This window comes from Aggregicoccus sp. 17bor-14 (genome assembly GCF_009659535.1).
In the GTDB taxonomy this organism is placed as follows: Bacteria; Myxococcota; Myxococcia; order Myxococcales; family Myxococcaceae; genus Aggregicoccus.
Genome location: NZ_VJZZ01000005.1, coordinates 143443 through 166861 on the forward strand (window position 1 = coordinate 143443; position 23419 = coordinate 166861).

The 23419-nt window shown below is 71.5% G+C and carries 21 protein-coding genes; 10 read left to right on the top strand and 11 right to left on the bottom strand.

What is annotated here, in order from left to right; all coding sequences use genetic code 11:
• Window positions 1–296 precede the first annotated feature (296 nt).
• The 4 genes from FGE12_RS11555 (at window position 297) to FGE12_RS11570 (ending at window position 2555) form a co-directional block, all read left to right on the top strand.
• On the top strand, window positions 297–1076 hold the full coding sequence (locus FGE12_RS11555) for an endonuclease/exonuclease/phosphatase family protein (RefSeq protein ID WP_153866482.1): 780 nt from the start codon (window positions 297–299) through the stop codon (window positions 1074–1076).
• A gap of 114 nt (window positions 1077–1190) precedes the next feature.
• Complete coding sequence (locus tag FGE12_RS11560) at window positions 1191–1454, top strand: GlsB/YeaQ/YmgE family stress response membrane protein (RefSeq protein WP_153866483.1); 264 nt, start codon at window positions 1191–1193, stop codon at window positions 1452–1454.
• Window positions 1455–1540: 86 nt separating this feature from the next.
• A complete protein-coding gene (locus tag FGE12_RS11565) occupies window positions 1541–2023 on the top strand; it encodes a hypothetical protein (RefSeq protein WP_153866484.1) in 483 nt (160 codons plus the stop codon).
• 4 nt (window positions 2024–2027) lie between these two features.
• On the top strand, window positions 2028–2555 hold the full coding sequence (locus FGE12_RS11570; RefSeq protein ID WP_370458962.1) for an inorganic diphosphatase: 528 nt from the start codon (window positions 2028–2030) through the stop codon (window positions 2553–2555).
• Window positions 2556–2567: 12 nt separating this feature from the next.
• Here the strand turns inward: FGE12_RS11570 and FGE12_RS11575 are convergent, their stop codons facing one another.
• Window positions 2568–3443: a hypothetical protein gene (locus FGE12_RS11575; protein ID WP_153866485.1), complete on the bottom strand. Its 876-nt coding sequence runs from the start codon at window positions 3441–3443 to the stop codon at window positions 2568–2570.
• 182 nt (window positions 3444–3625) lie between these two features.
• On the opposite strand from FGE12_RS11575, the gene FGE12_RS11580 reads away from it, so the two are divergent.
• Complete coding sequence (locus tag FGE12_RS11580) at window positions 3626–4909, top strand: Hsp70 family protein (protein ID WP_153866486.1); 1284 nt, start codon at window positions 3626–3628, stop codon at window positions 4907–4909.
• Here the strand turns inward: FGE12_RS11580 and FGE12_RS11585 are convergent.
• The 3 genes from FGE12_RS11585 to FGE12_RS11595 all read right to left on the bottom strand — a co-directional run bounded on the left by FGE12_RS11585 (window position 4906) and on the right by FGE12_RS11595 (window position 8111).
• A complete protein-coding gene (locus FGE12_RS11585) occupies window positions 4906–5094 on the bottom strand; it encodes a hypothetical protein (protein ID WP_153866487.1) in 189 nt (62 codons plus the stop codon). The genes FGE12_RS11580 and FGE12_RS11585 overlap by 4 nt on opposite strands.
• 144 nt (window positions 5095–5238) lie before the next feature.
• Window positions 5239–6810 (bottom strand): nitrous oxide reductase family maturation protein NosD, encoded by a 1572-nt coding sequence (locus tag FGE12_RS11590; RefSeq protein ID WP_153866488.1) that lies wholly within the window; start codon window positions 6808–6810, stop codon window positions 5239–5241.
• A gap of 143 nt (window positions 6811–6953) precedes the next feature.
• A complete protein-coding gene (locus FGE12_RS11595) occupies window positions 6954–8111 on the bottom strand; it encodes a glycosyltransferase (protein ID WP_194797803.1) in 1158 nt (385 codons plus the stop codon).
• 285 nt (window positions 8112–8396) lie between these two features.
• On the opposite strand from FGE12_RS11595, the gene FGE12_RS30015 reads away from it, so the two are divergent.
• Both FGE12_RS30015 and FGE12_RS11600 read left to right on the top strand, forming a co-directional pair.
• The gene (locus tag FGE12_RS30015) at window positions 8397–8627 is read left to right on the top strand and encodes a hypothetical protein (protein WP_194797804.1); all 231 of its coding nucleotides are present in this window, start codon (window positions 8397–8399) and stop codon (window positions 8625–8627) included.
• A gap of 7 nt (window positions 8628–8634) precedes the next feature.
• Window positions 8635–10137 carry a lipopolysaccharide biosynthesis protein gene (locus FGE12_RS11600; protein ID WP_153866490.1) on the top strand — a complete coding sequence of 501 codons (1503 nt, stop codon included), beginning with the start codon at window positions 8635–8637 and terminating at the stop codon, window positions 10135–10137.
• 76 nt (window positions 10138–10213) lie between these two features.
• On the opposite strand, the gene ahcY is transcribed toward FGE12_RS11600, so the two are convergent.
• Both ahcY and FGE12_RS11610 read right to left on the bottom strand, forming a co-directional pair.
• A complete protein-coding gene (ahcY, locus tag FGE12_RS11605; RefSeq protein ID WP_153866491.1) occupies window positions 10214–11551 on the bottom strand; it encodes an adenosylhomocysteinase in 1338 nt (445 codons plus the stop codon).
• 13 nt (window positions 11552–11564) lie between these two features.
• Entirely contained in the window at window positions 11565–12608 is a 1044-nt protein-coding gene (locus FGE12_RS11610; RefSeq protein WP_153866492.1) for a methyltransferase, read from the bottom strand.
• Between the two features lie 196 nt (window positions 12609–12804).
• Between FGE12_RS11610 and FGE12_RS11615 the strand changes: the two genes are divergently transcribed.
• A complete protein-coding gene (locus tag FGE12_RS11615; protein WP_153866493.1) occupies window positions 12805–13998 on the top strand; it encodes a class I SAM-dependent methyltransferase in 1194 nt (397 codons plus the stop codon).
• A gap of 3 nt (window positions 13999–14001) precedes the next feature.
• Here the strand turns inward: FGE12_RS11615 and FGE12_RS11620 are convergent, their stop codons facing one another.
• Entirely contained in the window at window positions 14002–14958 is a 957-nt protein-coding gene (locus FGE12_RS11620; protein WP_153866494.1) for a bifunctional 5,10-methylenetetrahydrofolate dehydrogenase/5,10-methenyltetrahydrofolate cyclohydrolase, read from the bottom strand.
• A 120-nt stretch (window positions 14959–15078) separates the two neighbouring features.
• Window positions 15079–15669 carry a CAP domain-containing protein gene (locus FGE12_RS11625; protein WP_194797805.1) on the bottom strand — a complete coding sequence of 197 codons (591 nt, stop codon included), beginning with the start codon at window positions 15667–15669 and terminating at the stop codon, window positions 15079–15081.
• Between the two features lie 181 nt (window positions 15670–15850).
• On the opposite strand from FGE12_RS11625, the gene FGE12_RS11630 reads away from it, so the two are divergent.
• On the top strand, window positions 15851–17770 hold the full coding sequence (locus FGE12_RS11630) for a VWA domain-containing protein (protein ID WP_153866495.1): 1920 nt from the start codon (window positions 15851–15853) through the stop codon (window positions 17768–17770).
• A gap of 9 nt (window positions 17771–17779) precedes the next feature.
• Here FGE12_RS11630 and FGE12_RS11635 read toward each other — a convergent pair whose 3' ends face one another.
• The gene (locus FGE12_RS11635; protein WP_153866496.1) at window positions 17780–18040 is read right to left on the bottom strand and encodes a hypothetical protein; all 261 of its coding nucleotides are present in this window, start codon (window positions 18038–18040) and stop codon (window positions 17780–17782) included.
• A 1052-nt stretch (window positions 18041–19092) separates the two neighbouring features.
• On the opposite strand from FGE12_RS11635, the gene FGE12_RS11640 reads away from it, so the two are divergent.
• Window positions 19093–19830: a hypothetical protein gene (locus tag FGE12_RS11640; RefSeq protein ID WP_153866497.1), complete on the top strand. Its 738-nt coding sequence runs from the start codon at window positions 19093–19095 to the stop codon at window positions 19828–19830.
• A gap of 16 nt (window positions 19831–19846) precedes the next feature.
• Here FGE12_RS11640 and FGE12_RS11645 read toward each other — a convergent pair whose 3' ends face one another.
• Together FGE12_RS11645 and FGE12_RS11650 are read right to left on the bottom strand one after the other, a co-directional pair.
• Window positions 19847–20740 (bottom strand): hypothetical protein, encoded by an 894-nt coding sequence (locus tag FGE12_RS11645; RefSeq protein ID WP_153866498.1) that lies wholly within the window; start codon window positions 20738–20740, stop codon window positions 19847–19849.
• Window positions 20740–23361 carry a TonB-dependent receptor domain-containing protein gene (locus FGE12_RS11650; RefSeq protein WP_153866499.1) on the bottom strand — a complete coding sequence of 874 codons (2622 nt, stop codon included), beginning with the start codon at window positions 23359–23361 and terminating at the stop codon, window positions 20740–20742. Before FGE12_RS11650 ends, FGE12_RS11645 begins: the two co-directional genes overlap by 1 nt.
• Window positions 23362–23419 lie beyond the last annotated feature (58 nt).

Genomic DNA, 23419 nt, shown 5'->3' on the forward strand with positions numbered 1-23419 from the left:
CGGCCCAGAGCCACGGCTGTCGCTCGACACAGTGAGCGACGCCAGCAGGTGCGCCTCGACCCGGCAGGGTCGACTCGCACTCGGCTTTGTACCTAATCCCATGATTCCGTGTCCAGTCTTGAACCCAAGTTTATTTAGCAAATACCGCTAATGCTGAATTCCAGCACTGATGCATCGAGACGGCACTGGGGTGAAGCGATGGACGGAAGGGGGTGTGGCGCGCGCTCGCGAAGTCAGTCCGCCGCGCGCGCTCGAGCGCGCGGAAGGGGCGTGCTCGTGCCCCTGTTGAGCGCAGCGTGCTGTCTCCCGAGCCCACCGAGCCCTGCGAAGATGCGCCCCAGCAGCCTGCGCGCGGCGCGCAGCTGCGCGTGCTCACGCTCAACGTGAACTGGGCGCGCGCGGGGGACGCGCGCACGCTCGCGGCGCTGGGCGAGGCGGACGCGGACCTCGTGTTCCTCCAGGAGACGAACGCGGCGTGGGAGGCGGCGCTGGAGCCCGCGCTCGCCGGGCGCTACCCGCACCGCCGCTACCGGCACTGCGACCGCGCGGGCGGCCTCGCGGTGCTCTCGCGCTGGGCCTTCGAGGAGCGCGACTACCTGCCGGCCGCGCCCGGCGCGTGGTGGCCCGCGTGGCGTCTGCTCTTCGAAACGCCGCTGGGCCGCGTGCAGGCGCTGCACCTGCACCTCTTTCCCCAGATCGAGCCCTCGGGCGCCACCAGCCTGCGCGGCTGGCTCGGCAGCCGCGCGGTGCGGCTCGCCGAGGTGCGCTCACACGCGCAGAGCCTCGAGCCGGGCCTGCCCACGCTGGTGGTGGGAGACCTCAACGAGAACCTGCACGGGCGCGCGCTCGGCTACCTGCGCGCCCGCGGGCTCAGCACGGCGCTGGGCTCCCACCAGCTCACGTGGCGCTGGCCCACGCGCCTGGGCACGGTGCGCCTGCAGCTGGACCACGTGGTGCACTGCGCGCGGCTGCGCCCCGTGCGGGTGGAGGTGCTCGAGCGCGGCGGCTCGGACCACCTCCCGGTGCTCTGTACTTTCGAAGCGGCAGACGCCGCGCCTGCCTCCCCGGGTACCTGAGGGGCGGACCTGCACCCGGAGCCCCCTTTCCCGGGCCTGGTGGGCATCCCCATCTCACGCGGTGGGGCCCCGCTGCAGCAGGTGGCCCCTGCGCGCGCGCAAGGGAGGTGCACCGTGGAGGTACTGGTCTACATCGGGCTGGGGATGGTGGTGGGGCTCCTGGCCCGCGCCATCCTGCCGGCGCCCACCAAGGTCGGCCCGATCGCAGGCATGGTCGCGGGCCTCATCGGCGGCTATCTGGGCGGTGTCCTCGGGGACCGGAACCACGGCGGGACGCAGTTCAGCCTCGACGCCACCGGGCTCATCCTCAGTGTCGTCCTCGCGCTGGTGGCGGTGGCGGCGCTCGCCTTCCTCGACTCGCGGCGCAGCCACGCCTGACTGCCCTGCGTGCGGGCGCGCAGCGCGCGCCTGCCCCGCTGCCCTGCCGGCCCCAGCTTCGGAGAGTGAACCCGGGGGGCTCGACCATGGACCTGCAGCACGTGAAGGAACCTCGCTTCGCCCTGCGCGCGCTGGGGCCGGGGCTCGTCGGCGCGCTCACGGTGACGGGGGTGCACGAGGGACTGCGGCGCGTGGTGAAGGACCCGCCGCGCATGGACGTGCTGGGGATGCGCGCGCTGAAGAAGGGCGCGCACCTGCTGGGCCGGCGCCCCGCGCACGGCAGGCGCCTGCACCGCCAGGCGCTCGCCGGAGACCTCGCGGCCAACTCGCTCTTCTACGCGCTCGTCGCGCTGGGAAAGCCGCGCCGCCCCTACCTGCGTGGGCTCACGCTCGGCGTGCTCGCGGGAGTGGGCGCGGTGGTGCTGCCGCCGTACCTCGGGCTCGGCAGGCGCCCGGCGCGCGCGCAGCCGCGCACGGCGCTGCTCACGGTGGCCTACTACACGCTGGCGGGGCTCGCGGCGGCGCGCGCCACCCGCCGCCTCACGGCGCGCGCCGCGGCGGCGCTCTAGCACCGTGGCGGGGCTGGACTTCACCGGGCTGCCCACCTACGGCAAGGGGGGCAGCGTGCACGTGGTGGTGGAGAGCCCGCGCGGCTCCACCGTGAAGCTCAAGTTCGAGCCGAAGCTGGGCGCCTTCACCGTGGCGCGCCCGCTCGTGCTCGGGCTGCGCTACCCCTACGACTGGGGCTTCATCCCCGGCACGCGCGGCCCGGACGGTGACCCGCTGGACGCGCTGGTGCGCTGGGACGTCTCCAGCTACCCGGGCGTGGTGCTGCCCTGCCGCGCGGTGGGGCTGCTCAAGGTGGAGCAGCGCGCGAAGGGTGGCGGGCGCGAGCGCAACGACCGGCTCCTGTGCGTGCCGGTGGCGGCGCCGCGCGACGAGCAGATCCTGCGCCTGCAGGACGTCTCGCGCCGCGAGCTGGACGAGATCGCCCACTTCTTCCTCGCCGTCGTCGCGCTCGCGAACAAGGACGCCGAGGTGCTGGGCTGGGAGGGGGCCAAGGCCGCCGGCGCGCTCGTCGCCGAGTCGCGGCGGCCCTAGGCCCCTCTCAGGCTACTTCGCGGGCTTCGCGGACTCGCCCGTCTGGGGGTTCGCGGGCACCACGTTCGCCGCGCTCTTCGCGTCGATGCGCGTGGCCACCTGCTGGCCGTTCTCGCTGCGGTAGGAGGCGCGCACCTGCGCGCCCTCCTGGATGTCGGTGGCACGCGCGGCGCGGCCGTCCACCAGCACCTGCGTCTGCGGGTTCAGCGTGAGGCGCATGCTGGGCTCGCCCCGCTGCCCGAGCACCAGCTCCTGGTCGCTCGCCTTCACCACGTCCAGGGTGACGGTCTGCTCACCCGCGGCGCCCGAGCCGCCCGTGCCCTGGGCCTGGTCTCCCGCCGCGGGCTGCTGCGCGGCCTGCTGCTGCTGGGCCGTCTTCACCTGCTGCTGCACCTGCTGGTTCTGCTGCGCGAGCTGGTCCTGCTGCGCTTGCGCCTGCTGGCCCGCCTGGGCCTGGGCCTGCGCCGCCTGCTGCTGGCGCTGGGTGGCCTCCTGTTGCGCCTGTTGCTGGGCCTGCAGCGCCTGCTGCTGGGACTGGGTGGCGGTGCTCTGCGCCTGCTGGCTCTGCTGCAGCGCGCTCTGCTGCTTCTGCTGCGCCTCCTGGGTCTCCTTCTGGGCCTTGGCCTGGGCCTCCTGGAGATCCTTGCGCGCCTTCTCCACGTCCTGCTGGGCCTGGGCGGCGCTCTTCTGCTGGTCGGTCGCGTCCGACTGCGCCTTCTTCGCCTGGTCGAAGGCGTCCTCGGTCTTCTTCTGGGCCTGCTCCACCCGGGCGCGTGCCTGGTCCTGCGCGTCGTTCTTCCCGTTGGAGTTGCTCTTGCCCTGCTCGTTACAGCCCACCGCCAAGAGGGCGACCAGGCCCGCCGACAACCACCCGTAGCGCTTGCGCATGCTCTTCTCCTGACACGGTCAGTGCGTGTCGAAACGTGGACAGCGCTAAAGCTTGGGGTGGGTGGACCCCACGCCAATGGGGCGACGGGCGGGCCTCGGGGCCCGTGCCCGCCCGGCTGCGCGGCGGGGGTGCGCATGGGGCTGGGCAGGCCGGGGGTTTTGCTCTAAACGCCGGCCCCCCCATGAGTCCCCCTGCCCTCCCTTCGGTGCCCCCGTCAGTGCCCCCGCGCGCCTGCGGCCTCGACTTTGGAACCAGCAACACGGCGGCCGCGCTGCCGGACGGCACCGTGCTGCGCGTGGCGCCGCAGGCCGAGGAGGCGCGGCTCTTCCGCTCGGTGCTCTTCTTCCCGGAGGACGAGCGCGAGGTGTACGCGGGCGCGGGCGCCATCGCGCGCTACCTCGAGGACAACGCGGGCCGCTTCATCCAGTCGGTGAAGAGCTTCCTGCACACGCGCTCCTTCCAGAGCACCCTCATCCGCGGGCGCACCTGGAGCATCGAGGACCTGGTGGCGCTGCTGCTCCGGCGCGTGCGCGAGAGCGGGGCCCTGCCCGAGCGCGTGGTGCTGGGGCGCCCCGCGCTCTTCAGCCACGAGCCCGCGGCGGACGCGCTCGCGGAAGGGAGGCTCCTGCGCGCGGCGCACCTCGCGGGCTTCACCGAGGTGCAGTTCCTCATCGAGCCCATCGCGGCGGCGCTCGCGTACGAGGCCAGCCTCACGCGGGACGAGCTGGTGCTGGTGGCGGACTTCGGCGCGGGCACCACGGACCTCACGCTGATGCGGCTGGGGCCCACGCGCCGGGGCGCGAAGGACCGGCGTCCGGACGTGGTGGGCAGCACCGGCCTGCGCATCGGCGGAGACCGCTTCGACGCGGAGATCATGCGCCACGCGCTCCTGCCCCACTTCGGCGCGGGGACGAGCTACCAGGTGCGCGGCTCCTTCAGCCAGAAGCGCCTGCCCATCCCGCAGCACGTGCTGGGCAAGCTGCTGAGCTGGCACGAGATGTCCTTCATCCGCGAGAAGGCCACGCAGCAGCTCATCGACGAGATGCTCGAGACGAGCGACCGGCCGCAGGCGATTCAGGCGCTGCACGACCTGGTGATGGAGAACCTGGGCTACCGGCTCTTTCGCGCCATCGAGGCGGTGAAGGTGCGGCTCAGCCGCGACGAGGAGGCGGAGCTGCACTTCGAGGAGGCGCGCATCCACATCCGCGAGCGCATCACGCGCGCGCAGTTCGACCGCTTCTGCGAGCCGCTGCTGCAGGAGCTCGACGCGTGCGCCGCGGGCCTGGTGGAGCGGCACGCGGATGCCGGGAGCATCGACGCGGTGTTCCTCACCGGCGGCTCCTCGCAGATTCCCGCCGTGCGCGAGCGCTTCGTGCGCCGCTTCGGCGAGGCGCGCGTGCGCACCGCGGACGCGTTCACCTCCGTGGCCGAGGGCCTGGGACGCGCGAGCGCGGCGCTCGGCTAGCGCGGCGGGGAGAGGAAGGCGCCGAGGAAGCAGCCGATGGCGGCCGCTCCGCAGAGGATCGCCAGGAGGCTCCTCCAGCGGTCGACGTCCGCGGCCCCAGTGCGCACGAGCAGCGCCGCGCTGGTGAGCACCAGCAGGACGCCCATCCCCAGCCCCTTCTGCACGCTCGTGAGTGGCCTCTGCACGCGCAGGACGAAAGCAGGCGGCCCGCGCAGGGACAAGCGCGTTGCGGCGCTCTGTGCGCAGGCGAAAAAAAATGCCCCCGCGTCCACCCGGGGAGGCGGGGGACACGGGGGCGCCTCTCCCAGCGGGAGAGAGGGCACCTGGCGTTACGGGCAGCCGGTCTCGACCGCGCCGAGGTCCGGCGCCGCGCCGCAGTAGGCGAGCCCCAGGTTGCGGCCGCGGTCGACCGCGTTCGCGCCGGGCGTGAAGAGGCCGTCCGTGGACAGCTCCAGCGCACCCTCCACCGAGCCCACGTCCTTGCCCAGCCCCGTCCACGCCGAGAAGCCCAGCGTGCCCGAGCCGCTCACGTAGAACTTCGCGCTGCTCACGTACAGGTTGTTGCCCGCCGAGAGGCCCGGTGCCATCGAGCCCACGTGCAGCGCCTCGGCGCCCTGCAGGATGTTGTTGTAGACCTTGAGGTTGCTCGTCGCGCCGCCCGTGCCGCCGCCCAGCATCACCGCGGCGTTACCCACGCGGATGATGGTGTTGTTCACCACCTCGGCGCTCTCCGAGTTCTCCAGGCGGATCGCGTTGCCCTCGCGGGTGCTGTCCTTGATGACGTCCCGGATGCGGTTCTTGCGCACCACGACCTTGTTGGGGACGGGGCCGTAGTGGTTGCCACCGATGGCGATCGCCTTGCCCACGTTGAAGAAGTCGTTGTCCTCGATGAGCACGTTCGCCGCGGACATGTGCACCACGCCCGAGCAGCCGCCGGTCTGCGTGAAGTCGTGGATGACATTCTTGCGGATCGTCACGTTGTAGCAAGTCTTGATGTCGAACCCGTTCTCGTAGTTCGCGGACATGTCGTTGCCCTCGATGAGGACGCCGTCCGCCGGAGGCAGGGTGCTGTAGTCCTCGGGCCCGATGCACTGCACCGAGTCACCCGAGACGTTGTGGATCTTGTTGCCGCGGACCGTGATGTCCTTGCTCGAGTACTGCACCAGCACGCCGTGGCTGTCCTGGCCGTCGATCCAGTAGTCGTAGATCTCGTTGTTCTCGATGGTGACGCCGGTCGCGTACTGGAAGGTGGTCACCGCGGCGCCCGCCTTGCCGTTGTGCACCTTGGAGCCGGAGAGCACCGAGCCCGTGGTGGTCGCGTCGTAGAAGACGACGCCGAGCTTGTTGGTGCCCTGCGCGTCCACGTCGAAGCCGTCGAGCTGCCAGTAGGGCTTGCGGACGGCGACCATCGAGGAGCTGCTGTTGCCGGGGACGATCCTGGGCATCCCCTCGCCCTGCAGCCGGATGGGGGCGGACTGCGTGCCCGCCTTCACGGAGTCCTCGATGCTGATGCGCTCCGCGTAGGTGCCGGCCTTCACGGTGATGCGCTCACCTGGAGAGACCACGCTCAGCGCCTTGCCGATGGTGCGGAAGGGCGCCGCCGCGCTGCCCGCGCTGCTGTCGCTGCCGGTGGGCGCCACCACCCACTCGCGCGTGTACTTCACCGCGGGCGCAGGGGTGGGCGTGGGCGTCGGGGTGGTGGTGGGGGGCGTCGTCACCGTGCCCGTCCCGGTGCCGGTGCCCGGCGTGGTCGGCGCCGTCGGCGCGGTGTTCCCCGGCGCCGTCGTCTCGCCGCTCAGGGAGTCCGGTGCCTGGGTGTCTGCTCCACCGCCCTGCTGGCAGGCGCTCAGCGCGCCCGAGGCGATGACCAGGAGACCGAGCAGGCGCGTACGAAAGTGCATCCACAACCCCTTGCGGCGGCCGCGCGGGATGCGCAGGCGACGCAAAAGGTTGTAGTGCAAACGAATGTGGGCCTGATTCCGCCTAAAAAGAATTCAGGCTGGCCAGGCCGGAGGGCAGGCAGGCAGACGCGCGGGCTCGAGCGCTACGGCAGCGGGAGGCGGCTGCGGCGCTCCTTGCGCACGAAGGCCTCCTCGCACCAGCCGATGTGCTGCTCCGCGCAGCTGCTCAGGTTGAAGCGCTCCTCGGTGCGGGCGCGCGCGGCGCGGCCGAGGCTGCGGCGCAGCGCGGGGTTCTGCACCAGGCTGTCCAGCTGCTGCGCGAGGTCCGCCACGTTGCCCGGCTCGAAGAGCAGCCCCGTCTGCCCGTGCGCGATGAGCTCGGGGATGCCGCCGATGCGGCTGGCCACCACGGCGCACCCGTTGCTCATCGCCTCGGCGATGGTGAGCCCGAAGGCCTCCGCCCAGATGGCCGGGTGCACGAAGATGTCCGTCTTCTCGAGCAGCGCGTGGACGTCGTCGCGCAGCCCCGCGAACTCCACGCGCTCGCCCAGGCCCAGCGACTCGGCCAGCGCCTTGAGCCGCGGCAGCTCGGGGCCGTCGCCCACCACGCGCAGGTGCACCCGGGCGCCGTGCTGCATGCGGGAGATGGCCTGCACCAGGCTGTGCACGCCCTTCTCCTTGATGAGGTAGGCCACGGTGGTGAGCTGCACGCGCTCGGGCTGCGCCGGCGTGGGCTGCGGCGCGGTGGAGAAGAACTCCTCCTTGGAGAGGAAGCGGCGGGTGTCCACGCCGTTGTAGATGGTGCGCACGCGCTCGGCCGGCAGGCGCCAGCGCTTCATGTTGCGCTCGCGCACGTAGTCGCTCACGCCCGCGATGCTGTCCACGCGCACCATGGTGACGGCGTCCGCCGCGCGCTTGAGCAGCGCCGCGAGCGGGCGCTCGGGCGCGGCGGTGGAGGGCACGGGGCCCGAGGTGTGGTCCACGAAGACGACGCGCGCGGGGTAGGCCGCATAGGCCATGAGCGCGATGCGGCTGCGCGGCACGTACATGTTCACGTGCAGCACGTCGTAGCGCGAGAGCCGCGCGATGCCCGGGATGAGCGCCGCCTCGAGCTCCTTCACGTCGAACCAGCCTGCGCCCAGCTCCTCGAGCTGCTGGAGGAAGGTGGGGTGCGCGGGCGTGCGCCCGAACACGTCCAGCGCGTGGCCGCGCCGGCGCGCCTCGCGCGCGAGCGCCACGATCCACCCCTCGAAGGAGCCCAGCTTGCGCGGGGCCAGGTTCATCAGAATGCCGATCCGCATGGGTGCTGCACCTCTCGACGTCATCGTCGTGCTGTTCGTTCGTGTCGTCCGTCCGGGCACCACCGTGTGCAGCGTGCAGGCGATCAGCAACCCTGCGCGGGGGCCCCGTGCCCCCTTGCGCCGGATGCACTGCCCTTTGCCCAACGCTCCGTAAGAAGTTCCGACGTACAGCCACGCCTGCCACCTGCCCGCCCTGTGCCGCAGGGCTCCCCACAGTGTCCACGCCGCTACCCAGCCGTGGCATCCCACCTGCACGTGCGCGGGTCCTGGAACCGGAGGTGGGCGATGGACGGTCGTCGGGACGGTCAGGAGCGGGAAGCACTCGGGTCTTTGGGCGCGGTGCTGCGTCACCTGCTGAGCACGGGCAGCTGGAGCATGGCGCTGGAGGGGGGCTGCACGCTGGACGCGGGGCTCTCGCTCTTCGAGCAGGTGCCCTTCACCCGCGAGGAGCTGAGCCAGCTCGCGCACCCTCACGGCCACACCGATGGCCACGCCGTTGCCCACGGAGACACCTGAGAGCCCCATGAGTCACGCAGTGCAGACGCAGACCCAGTCCTTCTTCGGCAAGGTGGGGCCGCTGGTGCTCGCGCGGGGCTTCACCGCCCTGCTCACGCTCAGCATCCCGCTGGTGCTCGCGCGCACCATGGCGCTGAGCGAGTACGGCACCTACAAGCAGCTCTTCCTCATCCTGATGACGCTGTACTACGTGCTGCCCTTCGGGATGGCGCAGGCGCTCTACTTCTTCGTGCCGCGCGCCGAGGACAAGCGCCCCTACTTCGGCCAGACGCTGCTCTTCCTCACCGTCACCGGGGCGGTGGCGGCCGGGGTGCTGGGGCTCGCCACCGGGGCGCTCGCGCGCCACTTCCACAACCCGGACCTGGCGAACTACCGCTGGAGCCAGGCGGTGTACCTGGTGTGCATGATGGCCAGCTTCACGCTGGAGATCTCCCTGATGACCCAGGGGCGCACGAAGCAGGCGGCGCTCGCCTACCTCGTGTCGGACGCCGTGCGCGCGCTCGCCATGGTGGTGCCGGTGCTGCTGGGCTACGGGCTGCACGGGCTGATGGTGGCGGTGGCGGCGTACGCGGCCCTGCGCTACGCGGCCGCGTGGACGCTGGTGCTCAAGAGCGGCAAGGGCGCGCTCTGGAACGCGCGCTTCTTCAAGGAGCAGCTGGTGTACGCCGCGCCCTTCGGCGCCGCGATGCTGCTGGGCATCCCGCAGCAGTACGCGCACCAGTTCGCGGTGAGCAGCCTCACCAGCCCCGAGGCCTTCGCCATCTACGCGGTGGCCTGCTTCCAGCTGCCCATCGTGGACCTGCTCTACACGCCCATCAGCGAGGTGCTGATGGTGCGCCTGGGCGAGCTGGACCACGAGGGGCGCGTGCACGAGGGCGTGGCGCTGTTCCGCGAGAGCGTGGCGAAGCTCTCGCTCGCCTTCTTCCCGCTCGCCGCGTTCCTGTGCGCCGCGGCGCCCGAGTTCATCGGCGCGCTGTTCGGCCAGAAGTTCCTCGCCGCCGTGCCCCTGTTCCGGGTGAGCGTGCTCGGGGTGGCGCTCTCCATCCTGCCGGTGGACGGCGTGCTGCGCGCGCGCAAGGAGACGCGCCACATCTTCCGCGCCTACCTCGTCAAGGCGCTCGCCACGGTGCCGCTCGTGTACTTCGGCGTGAAGGGGCTCGGGATGATGGGCGGCATCCTCAGCTGGGTGGGCGCGGAGGCCATCGGCAAGGCGGTGCTGCTCTCGCGCGTGCCGCGGGCGCTGTCCTCGCCGGGGCACACCGTGACCTTCCGCGGGCTGCTGCCGCGCCGCGAGCTCCTGCAGGCGCTGGGCGCCGCGGTCGCCGCCGGGCTCGCGATCCCGCTCATGCGGGCGCTGTCCCCGGAGCTGCCGCTGTCCGGGGGGATGCTGGGCCGCGCGCTGCCGCTCGTCACCGCGAGCCTCGTGTTCGCCCTGGGCTACCTGGTGGCCCTGCAGGCCGCGGGGGTGCGGCCGGTGGCCGTGCTCGCGAGCTTCCGCAAGAAGGGGTAACCGGGTTGCAACAACGGCGAAGCCCCGGGCTCTCGAGCGAGAGGCCGGGGCTCCGGTGTTTCACCCTGCGCGCTGACTAGTAGCGGTAGTGCTCGGGCTTGAAGGGGCCCTCGGCGGCGACGCCGAGGTAGTCCGCCTGCGCCTTGGAGAGCGTGGTGAGCTTCGCGCCCACCTTCTCCAGGTGCAGCCGGGCCACCATCTCGTCCAGCTTCTTGGGCAGCACGTACACCTTGCCGGTCTCGAACTTCTGGCCGTGGTTCTCCGCGCCCCAGAGCGCGAGCTGCGCCATCACCTGGTTGGTGAAGGAGTTGCTCATCACGAAGGAGGGGTGGCCGGTGGCGCAGGCCAGGTTCACCAGGCGGCCGCGCGCGAGCACCGTGAGGCGCTTGCCGTCCGGGAAGATGAAGTGGTCCACCTGCGGCTTGATGTTCTCCTCCTTGATCTCCGGGTGCTTCTCCAGCCAGGAGATCTGAATCTCGGAGTCGAAGTGGCCGATGTTGCAGAGGATGGCCTCGTCCTTCATCACCTTCATGTGCTCGCCGGTGATGACGTCCACGCAGCCGGTCGCGGTGACGAAGATGTCACCCACGGGGGCGGCGTCCTCCATGGTCACGACCTGGTAGCCCTCCATCGCGGCCTGCAGCGCGCAGATGGGGTCGATCTCGGTGATGAGCACGCGCGCGCCGAGGCCGCGGGCGCTGTCCGCGCAGCCCTTGCCCACGTCGCCGTAGCCCGCGACGACCACGACCTTGCCCGCGACCATGGTGTCGGTCGCGCGCTTGATGCCGTCCATCAGGCTCTCGCGGCAGCCGTAGAGGTTGTCGAACTTCGACTTGGTCACCGAGTCGTTCACGTTGATGGCGGGGCACTTGAGCTTGCCCGCCTTGCTCATCTCGTAGAGCCGGTGAACGCCTGTGGTGGTCTCCTCGGAGAGGCCCTTGATGCCGTCCTTGCCCTCGAAGAGCTGGGGGTACTTCTGGTGCACGAGGATGGTGAGGTCGCCGCCGTCGTCCAGCAGCATGTTCGGGCCCTTGCCGCCCTCGAAGGCGTAGATCTGCTGCTCGAGGCACCAGTCGTACTCCTCCACGGTCTCGCCCTTCCAGGCGAACACGGGGATGCCCGCCTGCGCGATGGCGGCGGCCGCGTGGTCCTGGGTGCTGAAGATGTTGCAGCTGGTCCAGGTGACCTCGGCGCCCAGGTCCTTGAGCGTCTCGATGAGCACGGCCGTCTGGATGGTCATGTGCAGGGAGCCCGCGATGCGCGCGCCCTTGAGCGGCGCCTTGCCCTTGTACTGGGCGCGCAGCGACATGAGGCCGGGCATCTCCTTCTCGGCCATGGAGATCTCCTTGCGGCCCCAGGCGGCAAGGGAGATGTCGGCGATCTTGTGGGCGGGGAACTGGGTGCGGTGTTGCATGGGGACGGGCTCCTTAGTGCGGCGTGCTGAGTGAGGGTTGCGAAAGCGGTGCGCGCGCGACGACGGCGTGCCAGGCGAGGTGCGCGTCCTCGCCGCCGGGATGCAGGGGGGCCGGGATGGGCAGCTCCGCCACCACCTCCAGGCCCACCTCGCCCATGCGCGCGGCCAGCTCGGCCGGACTGAACCCGAGCCAAACATCCGCCTGCGCCTCGCGCATTTCATCGTCCTCGTGGGGCGCGTAGTCGAGCACCACGAGGTGGCCGCCGGGCTTGAGCAGGCGGGCAAAGGAGGCGAGCGCCTGGGTGGGGCGGCTCGCGTGGTGGAGGATGCGGCTGGCGAAGACGAGGTCCGCGCCGCCCGCGGCCGAGACGCGCCGCGCGAGCTCCGGGTCCTCGTAGCTGCCCGCGATGAGCCCCACGTTCGCGTACCCGCGCTCGGCCACGCGCGCGGCGCAGGCGGCGAGCCGCGCCCGGCTGCGCTCCACCGCCAGCACCTGGCCATAGAGCGGCGCGAGCACGTCCAGCAAGGGCCCGTCTCCCGCGCCCACGTCCACGGCGAGCGCGCGGCCGGGCAAGAGCGGCGCGAGCGCGGCGAGCGGCGCGAGGTGCGTGGGGTGCGCGCTCGCGGCGGGCTCTGCCGGGGCCGCCTCGAAGAAGGCCTGGCCACGCTCCTCGCGCGCCGCCACCACCGCGGCCATGCGCGCGAGGCTGCCGTCCTCGCGGCACAGGCGCTGGCCTTCCGCGAGCGCGTCCGCCAGCACCGGGTCCAGCGGCTGCTCCCCCAGCTCCGCCTCGAGCCAGGTGCGGGTGCCGTCGCGGCGCGCCGAGAGCAGCCCCGCCTGGCGCAGGGGCGCCGCGCGCCGGCTCACCTGGGGCTGGCTGTCGCGCAGCACCGCCGCGAGCTCGCCTACCGAGAGCGCCTCCGCGGCGCACAGCGCGAGCAGCTGCAGGCGCCCCGGGTCCGCGAGCAGCCGGTACAGCTCCACCCGGGACAGCCCCACGGTGGGGCCGGCCGGGGGGCTCTTCACCGGGCTCTTGTGGGCAGTCGCAGAGGGCACGGGGCTTTAACTATACGTCCATGCGCATCATTGCAACTATCGAAAGGGGCTGCGGAATGACGGGGGCGGGAGGCGGGTTCGGTTAAGCTTCCTTGAAACCGGAAATCAGCCGTTCTTCTTGCCGGCGCGCTCCAGGCGTCGTGCGCCCCTGTGGTGGCTTTCGTCGCAGCCGCCCCGCCCCTGGAGTCTCCTGCCCATGCAGAGCCTGAAGCCGTTTGCCCTCCGTCCGACCGAGCAGGTCCGCGCCCGCTACGCCGCCGGCAAGGTTCCGATCACCACCCTGATCGAGGACTACATCCACGGCCGCCTGGACATCGAGGGGGACTTCCGCGACTTCATCGGCCAGCGCACCCACGTGGCGAGCTACCGCATCGTGGCGGACCACCTGAAGTTCATGTTCACGAACTTCCTGCCCGAGGTGACGCTGCACACGCAGGCGCAGGACGTGCGCATCGGGCGTGAGCACTACGACCGGGGCAACGACTTCTTCGCCGCCTTCCTCGGGCCGCGGATGATCTACACCTCCGGCTTCTTCACCCAGAAGGGCCAGACGCTCGAGCAGGCGCAGGACCAGAAGATGCAACTGGTCTGCGAGAAGATGCAGCTGCAGCAGGGCGAGCGCTACCTGGACATCGGCTGCGGGTGGGGCACGCTGGTCGCCACCGCGGCGAAGCAGTACGGCGTGGACGCGACCGGCATCACCATCGCGGAGAAGGGCGCCGCCTTCGGCACCGAGCGCATCGCCCAGTACGGCGTGCAGGACAAGGCGCGCATCCTCACGCTCGACTACCGCGACATCCCGGCGGGGCCGTACAACAAGATCTCCTGCCTCGAGATGGCCGAGCACGTGGGCGTGAAGAACTTCCAGAAGTTCATGCGCCAGGTGTACGGGCTGCTCGCGGACGACGGCCTCTTCTACCTGCAGATCGCAGGGCTTCGCGCGAAGCAGGGCGCGCTGGGCTTCCACATCGAGGACCTGGTGTGGGGGCTCTTCATGAGCAAGTACATCTTCCCCGGCGCGGACGCCTCGATGCCGCTCTCCTTCGTGGTGGAGAACATGGAGAAGGCGGGCTTCGAGGTGCACAGCGTGGAGAACGTGGGCATCCACTACTCGCTCACCATCTCGCGCTGGTACGACAACTGGATGGCGCACCGCGAGCAGGTCACCCAGACCTACGGCGAGTGGTGGTTCCGCCTGTGGCAGGTGTTCCTCGGCTGGAGCGTGCACATCGCCCAGCAGGGCAGCAGCACCTGCTTCCAGATCGTGGCGAACAAGAACCTGGACGCCTTCGACCGCACCCGCTGGATCGGCGGGACGAACCTCGGCGAGCGCGACCTCGAGCCCGCGGAGAATGCGGAGCAGCTCGAGGAGCCGCGCCGCATCGGCTAGGCGCTACTCGAGCGCGGGCCCTGGGTAGAAGTCGTAGCCCAGGGCCGTCTCGCCCGCAGCGAAGCGGGCCGCGCGCAGGGTGTTCTCCATCAGCGCGGCCACGGTGACGGGGCCCACGCCGCCGGGCACCGGGGTGATGGCGGAGGCGAGCTGGCTCACCGGCTCGTAGTCCGCGTCCCCCACCAGCTTGCCCTCGTCCGTCACGCGGGTGGCCACGTCGATGAGCACCACGCCTGGCTTGAGCAGCTCGGGCGTGAGCCGGTAGTCGGCGCGCCCCACCGCGGAGACCACGATGTCCGCGCGCTGCAGCGCCTCCTTCTGCAGCTCCGGGGAGACGTGGCGGTGCAGCCAGGTGACGGCCGCGTCGCACATGCGCCCGCCGAGCATCAGCATGATGGGCTTGCTCGTGATGTCGTTGCGCCCGATGACCACGGCGCGCTTGCCGCGCGTCTCGACCCGGTAGTGGTCCATCAGCCGCTTCACCGCGAGCGCGGTGGAGGGCAGGTAGCGCAGGCGCCGCGTGCGGGCACGGTAGAGCTCGGGCACCGAGCCGCCCGCGATGCCGTCCACGTCCTTCTCGGGGGGGATCGCGTCCAGCACGTCGAACTTGTCGAGCGGGTCCGCGCCGTTGCGCAGGTCCGGCTCCTCGATGCTGCGCGGCAGGGGCAGCTGCACGAGCACGCCGTGCACGTCCGTGCGCGCGCCCACCTTCGCCACCTCGTCGCGCAGGGCCTCGACGGAGATCTCCGGGGGCAGGATGTGGTGGAGGGCGCGCATCCCCAGCTTCTCGCAGGACTGCAGCTTGCGCCCCACGTAGCGGGTGCTCGCGGGGTCGCCGCCCACCTGCACCACCACCAGCGTGGGGGTGATGCCGTGGCGCGCCTTGAGCGCCTCGACCTCGGGGCGCACCCGCCGCTCGATTTCCTCGACCACCGGTTTGCCGTACAGGACCCGCGCCATGGGCTGCTACCTCGTGTGCGTGTGGGGTTGCGCGCAGGCGTATAGCGGGCTTCCCCGCCCCTTGGCCAAGCCGTTTCTGCACTCCGCGCGCCTACCGGCCTGCAGCCAGGCTGGCGCGGCTCAGTAGGGCCGCTCGCCCACGTAGTTGCCCGGCGGGGCGTAGTCGCAGACGAAGAAGTACCAGGTGCTGAAGCCCTGGAAGGGCGAGTTCTGGGTGCACTTCGCGCTCGCGCACCCCACCTGGGTGGTGCCCCGCCAGACGATCTGCGTGTAGTGGCCGCACTGCTTCCCCGACGCGCAGCTGTTGCTCGCGTAGTCGTAGTCGCTCTTCTCCTTCGCCCAGAGGTTGACGACGATGAGCGGGGTCTGCCCGGCCGCGGTGAAGGCGGCGATGTTCTCGCCCCGGGTGCCGCGGTTCGGGTTGTGCGCGTAGTTGCAGTTCTCCGCCCAGGACTTCGCCACGCTCGCGGCGCTGGCCGACCAGGTGAGCGGCGCGAGCGCGGGCACCGGGGCCGGCGAGGCCTGCGCGCGCACCGGGTTGTGGGCGTCGAGCCAGGCCTGCCCCTCCGCTCCGGGGTCGTCACCGCCGCCTGCGTCCGGCGTCCCCGAGTCGTCCGGCGTCTGGTCGTCGTTCGGGATGCAGCCGCTCAACGAAGTGCACAGCAACAGGGCGGCCAGGAGGCGGGACGGGTTCGCGCGGGCGGTCGGCACGGGGCGACTCTAGCGCCCTGCTCCCGCCCGCAGACAGCGTGCGTGCCGTGCGGACGTGAAGCGCGCGCAGCCTGACGGGAAATCCACTGCCACACAGCAGCGGGGCGGAGCGTCCGGCGCTTCGCACATCTCGCGCAGGGGTCCTCGCGGCCTACCTGCACCCTGTGCCCAGAGTCGCCTCATGCGCCCTCTCCCCCGCTTCAGCTTCGCGTGCCTCGTCCTCGGCCTCGCTGCGTGTCAGCAGGAGAAGCCGTCCCCGCAGCAGGCTGCGCCGGCCGCGGCCCCACCCCGCGTCGACCGGCAGGTGCCGGATGAGGGCGCGAAAGCGGAAGAGCTCGGCACGAAGCACGAGGACTCCGGCAAGAGCGGCTCCGCTGCGGTGAATGAAGCGCTCGGGAGCAGCAGGGTCTCGGACGTCTTCGGTCCCGGGGGGCTCGGCTCCGGCATCAAGGACGCAGAGGGCGCAGCGTTCGGCAAGGACGTCAGCGGTGGCGGGCTGGGCGGGCGTGGCACCGGCGCAGGCGGCGGAGCCATCGGCCTCGGCGGGATGGGAAGCGGCCGCGGAACCGGTACGGGCGGGATCGACCTTGGCGGACGCGCCATCGGCATCGCTGGCCTCGGCTACTCGGGTCGGGGGCGCTCGGTGCGTGAGCTGTTCTCCTCGAGCGGCAACACCTTCTCGTCCTTCGCCGAGAACCCCTTCCTCGCCGTGCAGCAGGCGCCGCTCTCCACCTTCGGGGTGGACGTGGACACGGCCTCGTACGCCTTTACCCGGCGGATGCTCAATGAGCGCCGGCTGCCGCCGAGCGACGCCGTGCGCCTCGAGGAGCTGGTCAACGCCTTCAGCTACAATTACCCGGCTCCGCGAGGCCCCCAGCCCCTCGCGCTGCACCTCGAGGCGATGCCCGCTCCGTGGGCGCCCGAGCACCGGCTCGTGCGCATCGCGCTCAAGAGCCGCGAGGTGGAGCGCCACGAGCGCCCGGCCGCGAACCTCGTCTTCCTCGTGGACGTCTCGAGCTCGATGGACGCGCCCGACCGCCTCCCGCTGGTGAAGCGCGGCCTGGAGATGCTGGTGGCGGGGCTCGAGGACCGCGACCGCGTCTCGCTCGTCACCTACGCGGATGGCACGAAGGTGGTGCTGCCGCCCACGCGCGCCGCGCACCGCGAGGACATCCTCGAGGCGCTGGAGCGCCTCGTGCCCAGCGGCTCCACCAACGGCGCCGGAGGCCTCGAGCTCGCGTACAAGGCGGCGGCCCAGGGCTTCGTGAAGGGCGGCATCAACCGCGTCGTGCTGGCCACCGACGGCGACTTCAACGTGGGGGCGAGCAGCGTGGCGGAGCTCACCCGCCTCATCGAGCGCAAGGCGAAGAGCGGCGTGTTCCTCAGCGTGCTGGGCGTCGGCAACGGCAACCTGCGGGACGGGAACCTCGAGGCGCTCGCGGACCACGGCAACGGCACCTACGCGTACGTGGACAGCCTCCTCGAGGCGCGCCGGGTCATGGTGGAGCAGCTGGGGAGCACCCTGCAGACCGTGGCCAAGGACGTGAAGGTGCAGGTGGAGTTCAACCCGGCGCGCGTGAGCACCTACCGGCTGCTGGGCTACGAGAACCGCCGGCTCGCGGCGCGCGACTTCAAGGACGACACGAAGGACGCGGGCGACATGGGCGCGGGGCACACCGTCACCGCGCTCTACGAGGTGACGCTGGTGGGTGCGGACGCGCCGAACGACCCCAAGCTCGAGCCCCGGCGTTACGCGCAGCCCGTGGCGCCGCCGGGCGCGACCGGGAGCGACGAGCTACTCACCGTGAAGGTGCGCTACAAGGAGCCGGAGGCGCAGCAGAGCCAGGTGCTCAGCGAGTCGCTCACCGGCTGGGGCACGCCGCTCGAGCGCACCTCCGTGGACACGCGCTTCGCCGCGAGCGTGGCCGCCTTCGGCATGCTGCTGCGCGACTCGCCCAACCGCGGCAATGCCTCGTGGGACATGGTGCTGCAGCTCGCGAAGCCCGGCCTCAAGGACGACCCGCTCGGCTACCGCCACGAGTTCGTCGCGCTCGTGGGCCAGGCGAAGCGGCTCGCGGCAGCCCAGGCGCGCGCGGAGTAGCGCGCGCCCTTACTGACGTTCCTCACAACTCGCGTACTCCGACGCAGCACGGTAGCGGGCGTACAGCGGGTGACCCGGGCGTAACCACGCCGCCAGCAAGCCGGCGTGCCGCAGGCCCCACTCCAATGCATGCGCGAAGGCGGACTCCACCAGCGCTGGCTCGAGCCAGCAGTCCGCGGCGTCGATGAGCGACACGTCGAGCGGCGTGAATGGCAATGGCGCACGGCCGACACGCTGATGGTCCGCGATCGCACCGAAGAAGAGCTTCACCCCACGCGGACGGGCGAGTCTTAGCCTTCTCCAAGCGTACGGGACGACCAGGTACACGTGCGCGGGCCGTACATCGAGCAGGCCATGGAGCCACAACGCCGTGTGATGGCTGAGCACCCCATGTCCTCCGCTCCAGAGCCACGCCTCGATTGAGGCCTCTTCGGGTGAAGGAGTGAAGTGTGAGAGCTGAAATGCAGCTCTCCCGGCACGCCGCACGGTGCCCACGTGGATGCGGTGCCGCAGCAACTGGCGGCTGATTCCGCATGCCGCGGCTTGCCGGAGGCTGAAGTAGCCCTCCTGGGACAACGCGACGGCTTCGAGCTGCCGCCAGTCTGGTTTCACTCCGTCAGCGCGAACGCGGGGCATGCCTCAAGGTAGACGCGGCGGCTGACCTCCAACGGCTGAGCGGCTTCGCACGGCAACGGGGCCGGTGCGTTCGCGGCAGGGAGGGGCGCCGGGACCGGAAGGGTAGCGGATCGCCTCAGCCTTTCGCGGCGGGGCGCTGCCGGCACGCTGCGCTCAGGGGAAACACAGGGGAAAGCACTTCACTCTGCGTGTGGGCCGGCTCGGGAGCGGCGGCGCGCGTCGCGCAAAAACGTAAAATAGGATTTTACCTTTTTGCATCACGCGCCGGTCCGCGCCCGGGAGGGTGTCTCCTTTCGGGACAGCCGTCCCACGCGTCGTGGACGGCTTCACCCAGCTGGAAAAGCCCCGTTCCCTCCCGGCCTCTCCTTCTCGAGGCCGTGCCCCTCGCGCCACTCTCGCGTGAGCCGTGCTCAGGGCAGCCCGGTACCAGCGCAACGATGTCCCCGGCTCGCGCACTCGCCGGCCCGCGCCGCCGCACTGTCGCGCCGGGTGACTGCATCGCCCTCGCGTCCACCGTTCCCCGCGGTGGACCGTGTTGGCGAGGGACGTAGAGACGACTCCTCTACCTGCTCGCTCTTCATGCAGGCGCAGCGCGGGTAGGCCGCACGCCCCCGGCTGCCCCTCGCCAGGCCTGGGCGGCGGCCTCAGCTTGGGGGGACGCCCCTACCCTCCCGGAGGTTCCTCGCATGCGCGCCCTACCCCGCCTGGCTGCCGCTCTCTTCGTCCTCTCTGCCGTCCCCGCCTTCGCACAGGCGCCGAAGCCCGCGGCCAAGGCCCCTGCGGCCACGCTCGAGCCGGCGGCGGGTGAGGAGGTGATGGAGGACCGATGGATCGCCCTCGCCGAGGTCCCACACGACTACTTCACGATGGCCAAGTCCAAGGTGGCCAAGGACCGCGATGCCGCGGCCAAGGATCTGCGCAAGGCCGTGGCCGTGCTCGAGCTGCGCGCGGAGCAGGCACCCGCGGCCTCCCGCCAGGGGCTGACGGACGCGGCGCGCGAGGTGCGGCAGCTGGAGCGCGGGCTCGAGCAGGGCACGGTGCGCAGCGCCAAGCAGCTCTCGGAGCCGCTCGCGCGCGCCGAGCACGCGCTCGCCCAGGACCACTTCCAGCGCGCGGAGCAGGCCTGGAGCTCGAAGGAGGAGGCGCGCGCGGGCCACGAGCTGCGCCTCACCGCCCTCTACACGGACGAGGCGGCGCGCTGGAGCGGCCAGGAGGCGCAGCGCGCGGTGCAGGCGAGCGTGCGTGACACCCGCAAGCTCGCCGACAGCCTCATCGAGGGCGGCTCGAAGGGCGCCACCGACGTGGGCGAGGGCCTCGCCAAGGCGGGCCGCGGCGTGGAGCAGCTCGCGCAGTGGGTGAAGCCGGGCGCCTCGCAGCAGCAGGGCACCGGCGGCTCCGCTGCACCCGACGCCCCGAAGCCCTGAGCGCCGCGCGCAGCCCTCAGGGAGTGGTCGTCACCGGCGCGGCCACGTCCACCTCGCGCACCAGCCAGCCCTCGCCGCCGCGCTCGTCGCGCGCGACCACGTAGAAGGTCACGCGCTGCGCGCTCGCCGGCGTCTGGTACTCCACCGTGGGGTCCCCGGGCAGCCCGTTCGCGGGCTCGATGCTGCGCAGCTGCTGCAGCTCTCCCCCCGTGGCGTACCAGCTGTAGAAGGGCTGCTCGCTGACGACGCCGCCGTCCGCCGCGGTGTACTGCTCGAGGCTGCCCTCGGCGAGCCGCGGCTGCAGCAGCACCTCGCGGTCTCCGGGCAGCTGCGTGGCCACGCCGCCGTCCGCGAGCTGTACGTCCGTGATGACCGGGTTCTGGTTGGGCTGGGCCGTCTGGCGCAGCGTGATGCGCCGCACGCCGCGCTCGGTGCCCGCCTCCGTGCCCGTGCCGTCGCTCGCCTCGTAGCCCACGAAGAGCGGGATGCCCACGCGCAGGGCCTCCTGCAGATCCCCGCCGCCTCCGCCCGCGTCCACGCCGCCTCCGCCGATGGCCGCGGCGAGCTGCGCGAGCACCTGCTGCACCGCGGGGTCGGAGAGATCCAACCGCCCGCCGCTCAGCGTGAGCCCGTCCTTGCCCGGGCACTCGAAGCCCTGCGCGAAGGCATCTCCGGGCCCGCACAGCGCGTACGTCACGCTGACGGGCGCGCCGCCGGGCGCGAAGGTGAGCGCGTCGAAGGTGACGGGCGCGGGCAGGGTGCCCGCGTCCGTGAAGGCGAGCTCCGCGGGCTCGGCCTTGATGGCCAGCACGCGCACGCGCTTGAGCTCGCTCTGCTTCTCGAAGTCGTTGTCGTTGCAGCCCGCGGCACACAGCGCCGCGAGCGCGAGCAGGAGGCAGGTGCGCTTCATCAGAAGGTCGCCTTGGCGCCGAACACCGGCAGCAGCGGCAGGCCCTTGAAGTAGGCCCGCTGGGTGTAGTTGTAGTTGTAGGTCACGCCCTCGACCGAGGCGCGGTTGTACGCGTTGGTCACGTCCACGTAGAGGTCCAGCGTCCAGGTGTCGTGGATGAAGTTCTTGTCCACGCGCACATCGAGCTGGTGGAAGTTGGGCACGCGCTCGCTGTTCACCGCGCCGAAGATGGGGATGAACACGTCCGAGAGGTCGTCGCGCCGCGCACCCACCACCGGCGTGTTGAGGTTGCCGCTGGAGAAGCGGAAGCGGCCGCCCAGCTCCCAGCCGCGCGGCAGCTTGTAGCTCGCGATGAGCGTGAGCACGTGGGTCTGGTCGTTGTCGAAGAGGCGGTAGCTGGCGTCCGGCTGGTCGCGCCGCTCGCTGCGGCTCAGGGTGTACGCGAGCCACCCGAAGAAGCGCTCGGTGAGCTGGCGGCGGACGAAGACCTCGGCGCCGTAGACGCGGCCCACGCCGCCGTTGTCCAGGTTCAGGGGCACCTGCTGCCCGTCGCGCTCCACCGTGGCGTCCGTGCTCACGATCATCCGCGTGAGCCGGTTGTAGAAGACCTCGCCGGAGACGAACCACGCCTCCGCCGGGCGCCACTCGCTGCCGAGGCTGAGCTGCGCGCTGCGCTTGGAGCGCAGCTCCGGGTTGCCGAACACCTCCGTGGGGTCACCCTGCTGCGGGGGCGAGAAGTAGAGCCCCACGCCACCCTTGAGCGTCACCGTGTCCGTGAGCCCGTAGCGCGCGGCGAGGCGCGGGTTGTAGGTGTAGTCCACGTGCTGCTGGTCGGTGAACCGGTACGCCTCGAAGCGGAAGCCCGGCACCAGCAGCAGCCGCTCGAGCGGCTTGAGGCGCAGCTCGGTCCACGCCGCCGGGAAGTACTGGTTGTAGATGGCGTCGGTGGTGAGGATCTCCTCGGTCACCGTGGGCCGGAAGGGCTCGCCCTCGCGCGGGCCCATCTGGATGGCGGCCTTCACGTGCGCGCGCGTGTTGCGCACGTCGATGCCGGCCGCGAGCACGGCGCGCTCGCCCAGGGTGTAGTCCGCGCTGGAGCGCAGGTTGGTCTCGGTGGCGTCGATGAGCAGCCCGCGCGTGGCGCCGATGTCGAACCTGAGCAGCGTGGTGCCCACCAGGCCGATGGTGTCCAGGTGCAGCCGCTCGCCCTTGTACTCGTGGCGCAGGCGCAGCTGCTTGAAGCCGGTGCGGATGTCCAGGTTGCCCTGCACGCTGGGGTCCTGCTCCGCGGGCCGCTTGAAGACGAGCCCCAGCCGGTCGTTGGAGATGAGCCCCTGCAGGTTGAGCGAGTGGCGCGACTTGGGGTGGAAGTCCACCTGCAGCTGCGCGTCGTAGTAGCGCGGGGCCGCGGTGAGCGAGTCGCCCTTCACGCTCTCCGGCAGCGCGGCGAGCACGACGTCGATGTACGAGCGGCGCCCGGCCACCGCGACGCTGAGCGTGTCCGAGAGCGGCCCCTCGAGCACGAGGTTGCTCTCCAGCAGGTTCACGCCCGCGGTGCCGTGGAAGCGGTCCGACTTCGGCGCGCGGCTCTTCACGTCGATGATGCCGCCGATCGCCGCGCCGTAGTAGCTGGAGAAGGTGCCGGGCAGGTAGTCCACCGTCTCGAGCAGCTCCGAGTTGTACACGGAGGTGAGCCCGCCGAAGTGGTAGAGCAGCGGGATGCGCTGGCCGTCCAGGAACACGCCCGAGTCCTCGGGGCTGGTGCCGCGGATGACGAGCGCGCCGCCGTTGAACGCGGGGCGCGCCACGCCCGGCAGGTTCTGCACCACCTTGAGCGTGTCACCCTGCGTGCCCGGTACGCGCTGGACCTCGGCCACCTGCAGGCTGGTCTGCGTGACCTCCTTCTTCTCGCGCTCGCTGCGCACCACCGTCTCGTAGGGGCTGAAGTAGCGCCGCTGCAGGTAGTACTTCGCGCGCGTCTCCTGCCCCGCGCTCACCGTCTCCTTCGTGGTGAAGCGCTGGTGCGCGCTGCTCACCGCCACCACCTCCACCTCGCCCACCGGCACGTCGCGGAACGCGAAGCGCCCCTCGGCGTCCGTGCTGGTGCTGCGCTCGAGCCCGGGCAGCCCCACCTCCACGTTCGCCAGGGTGCGGCGCGTGCCGCGCTCGAACACCTGGCCGCTCAGGTTCACCGGCCCCTCCTGCTTCGCGCTGCTGCTCGCGGGCGCCTCGGCCGGGGGCACCTCGCGCCAGACGAACTGGTACGCGTAGGTGATGCGCACCGGCGCGGGCACGCCGTCGACCTCTGCCGGGCTGAACTGGAACTGGCGCACCGCGGCCACCGCGGCCTCGTCGAAGCCGTGGCCCGCGGGCTCGAGCACCTGCACGTCCGTGACGGCGCCCGTCTCGGAGATGTCCACCTGCAGCTGCACCGTGCCCGAGAGCTGCTGCTGCAGCGCCTCCGGGGGGTACGCGGCCTCCACCTGGCGCACGATCGCCGGTGGCTTGGTGAGCACGCCCTGTGCGGGCGGCGACGTGCCGCCATCCGCCTGCGCAGGGGGCGGCGTCTGGGCGGCAGCGTGGGAAGTCCAGAGGAGCAGCAAGAGGGCGAGAGCTCTCATTCAGGAGCACTGCCTAGTCTGCTTTTGCGCGGGATGCGAGTCCGCGCACGCCCCCGAT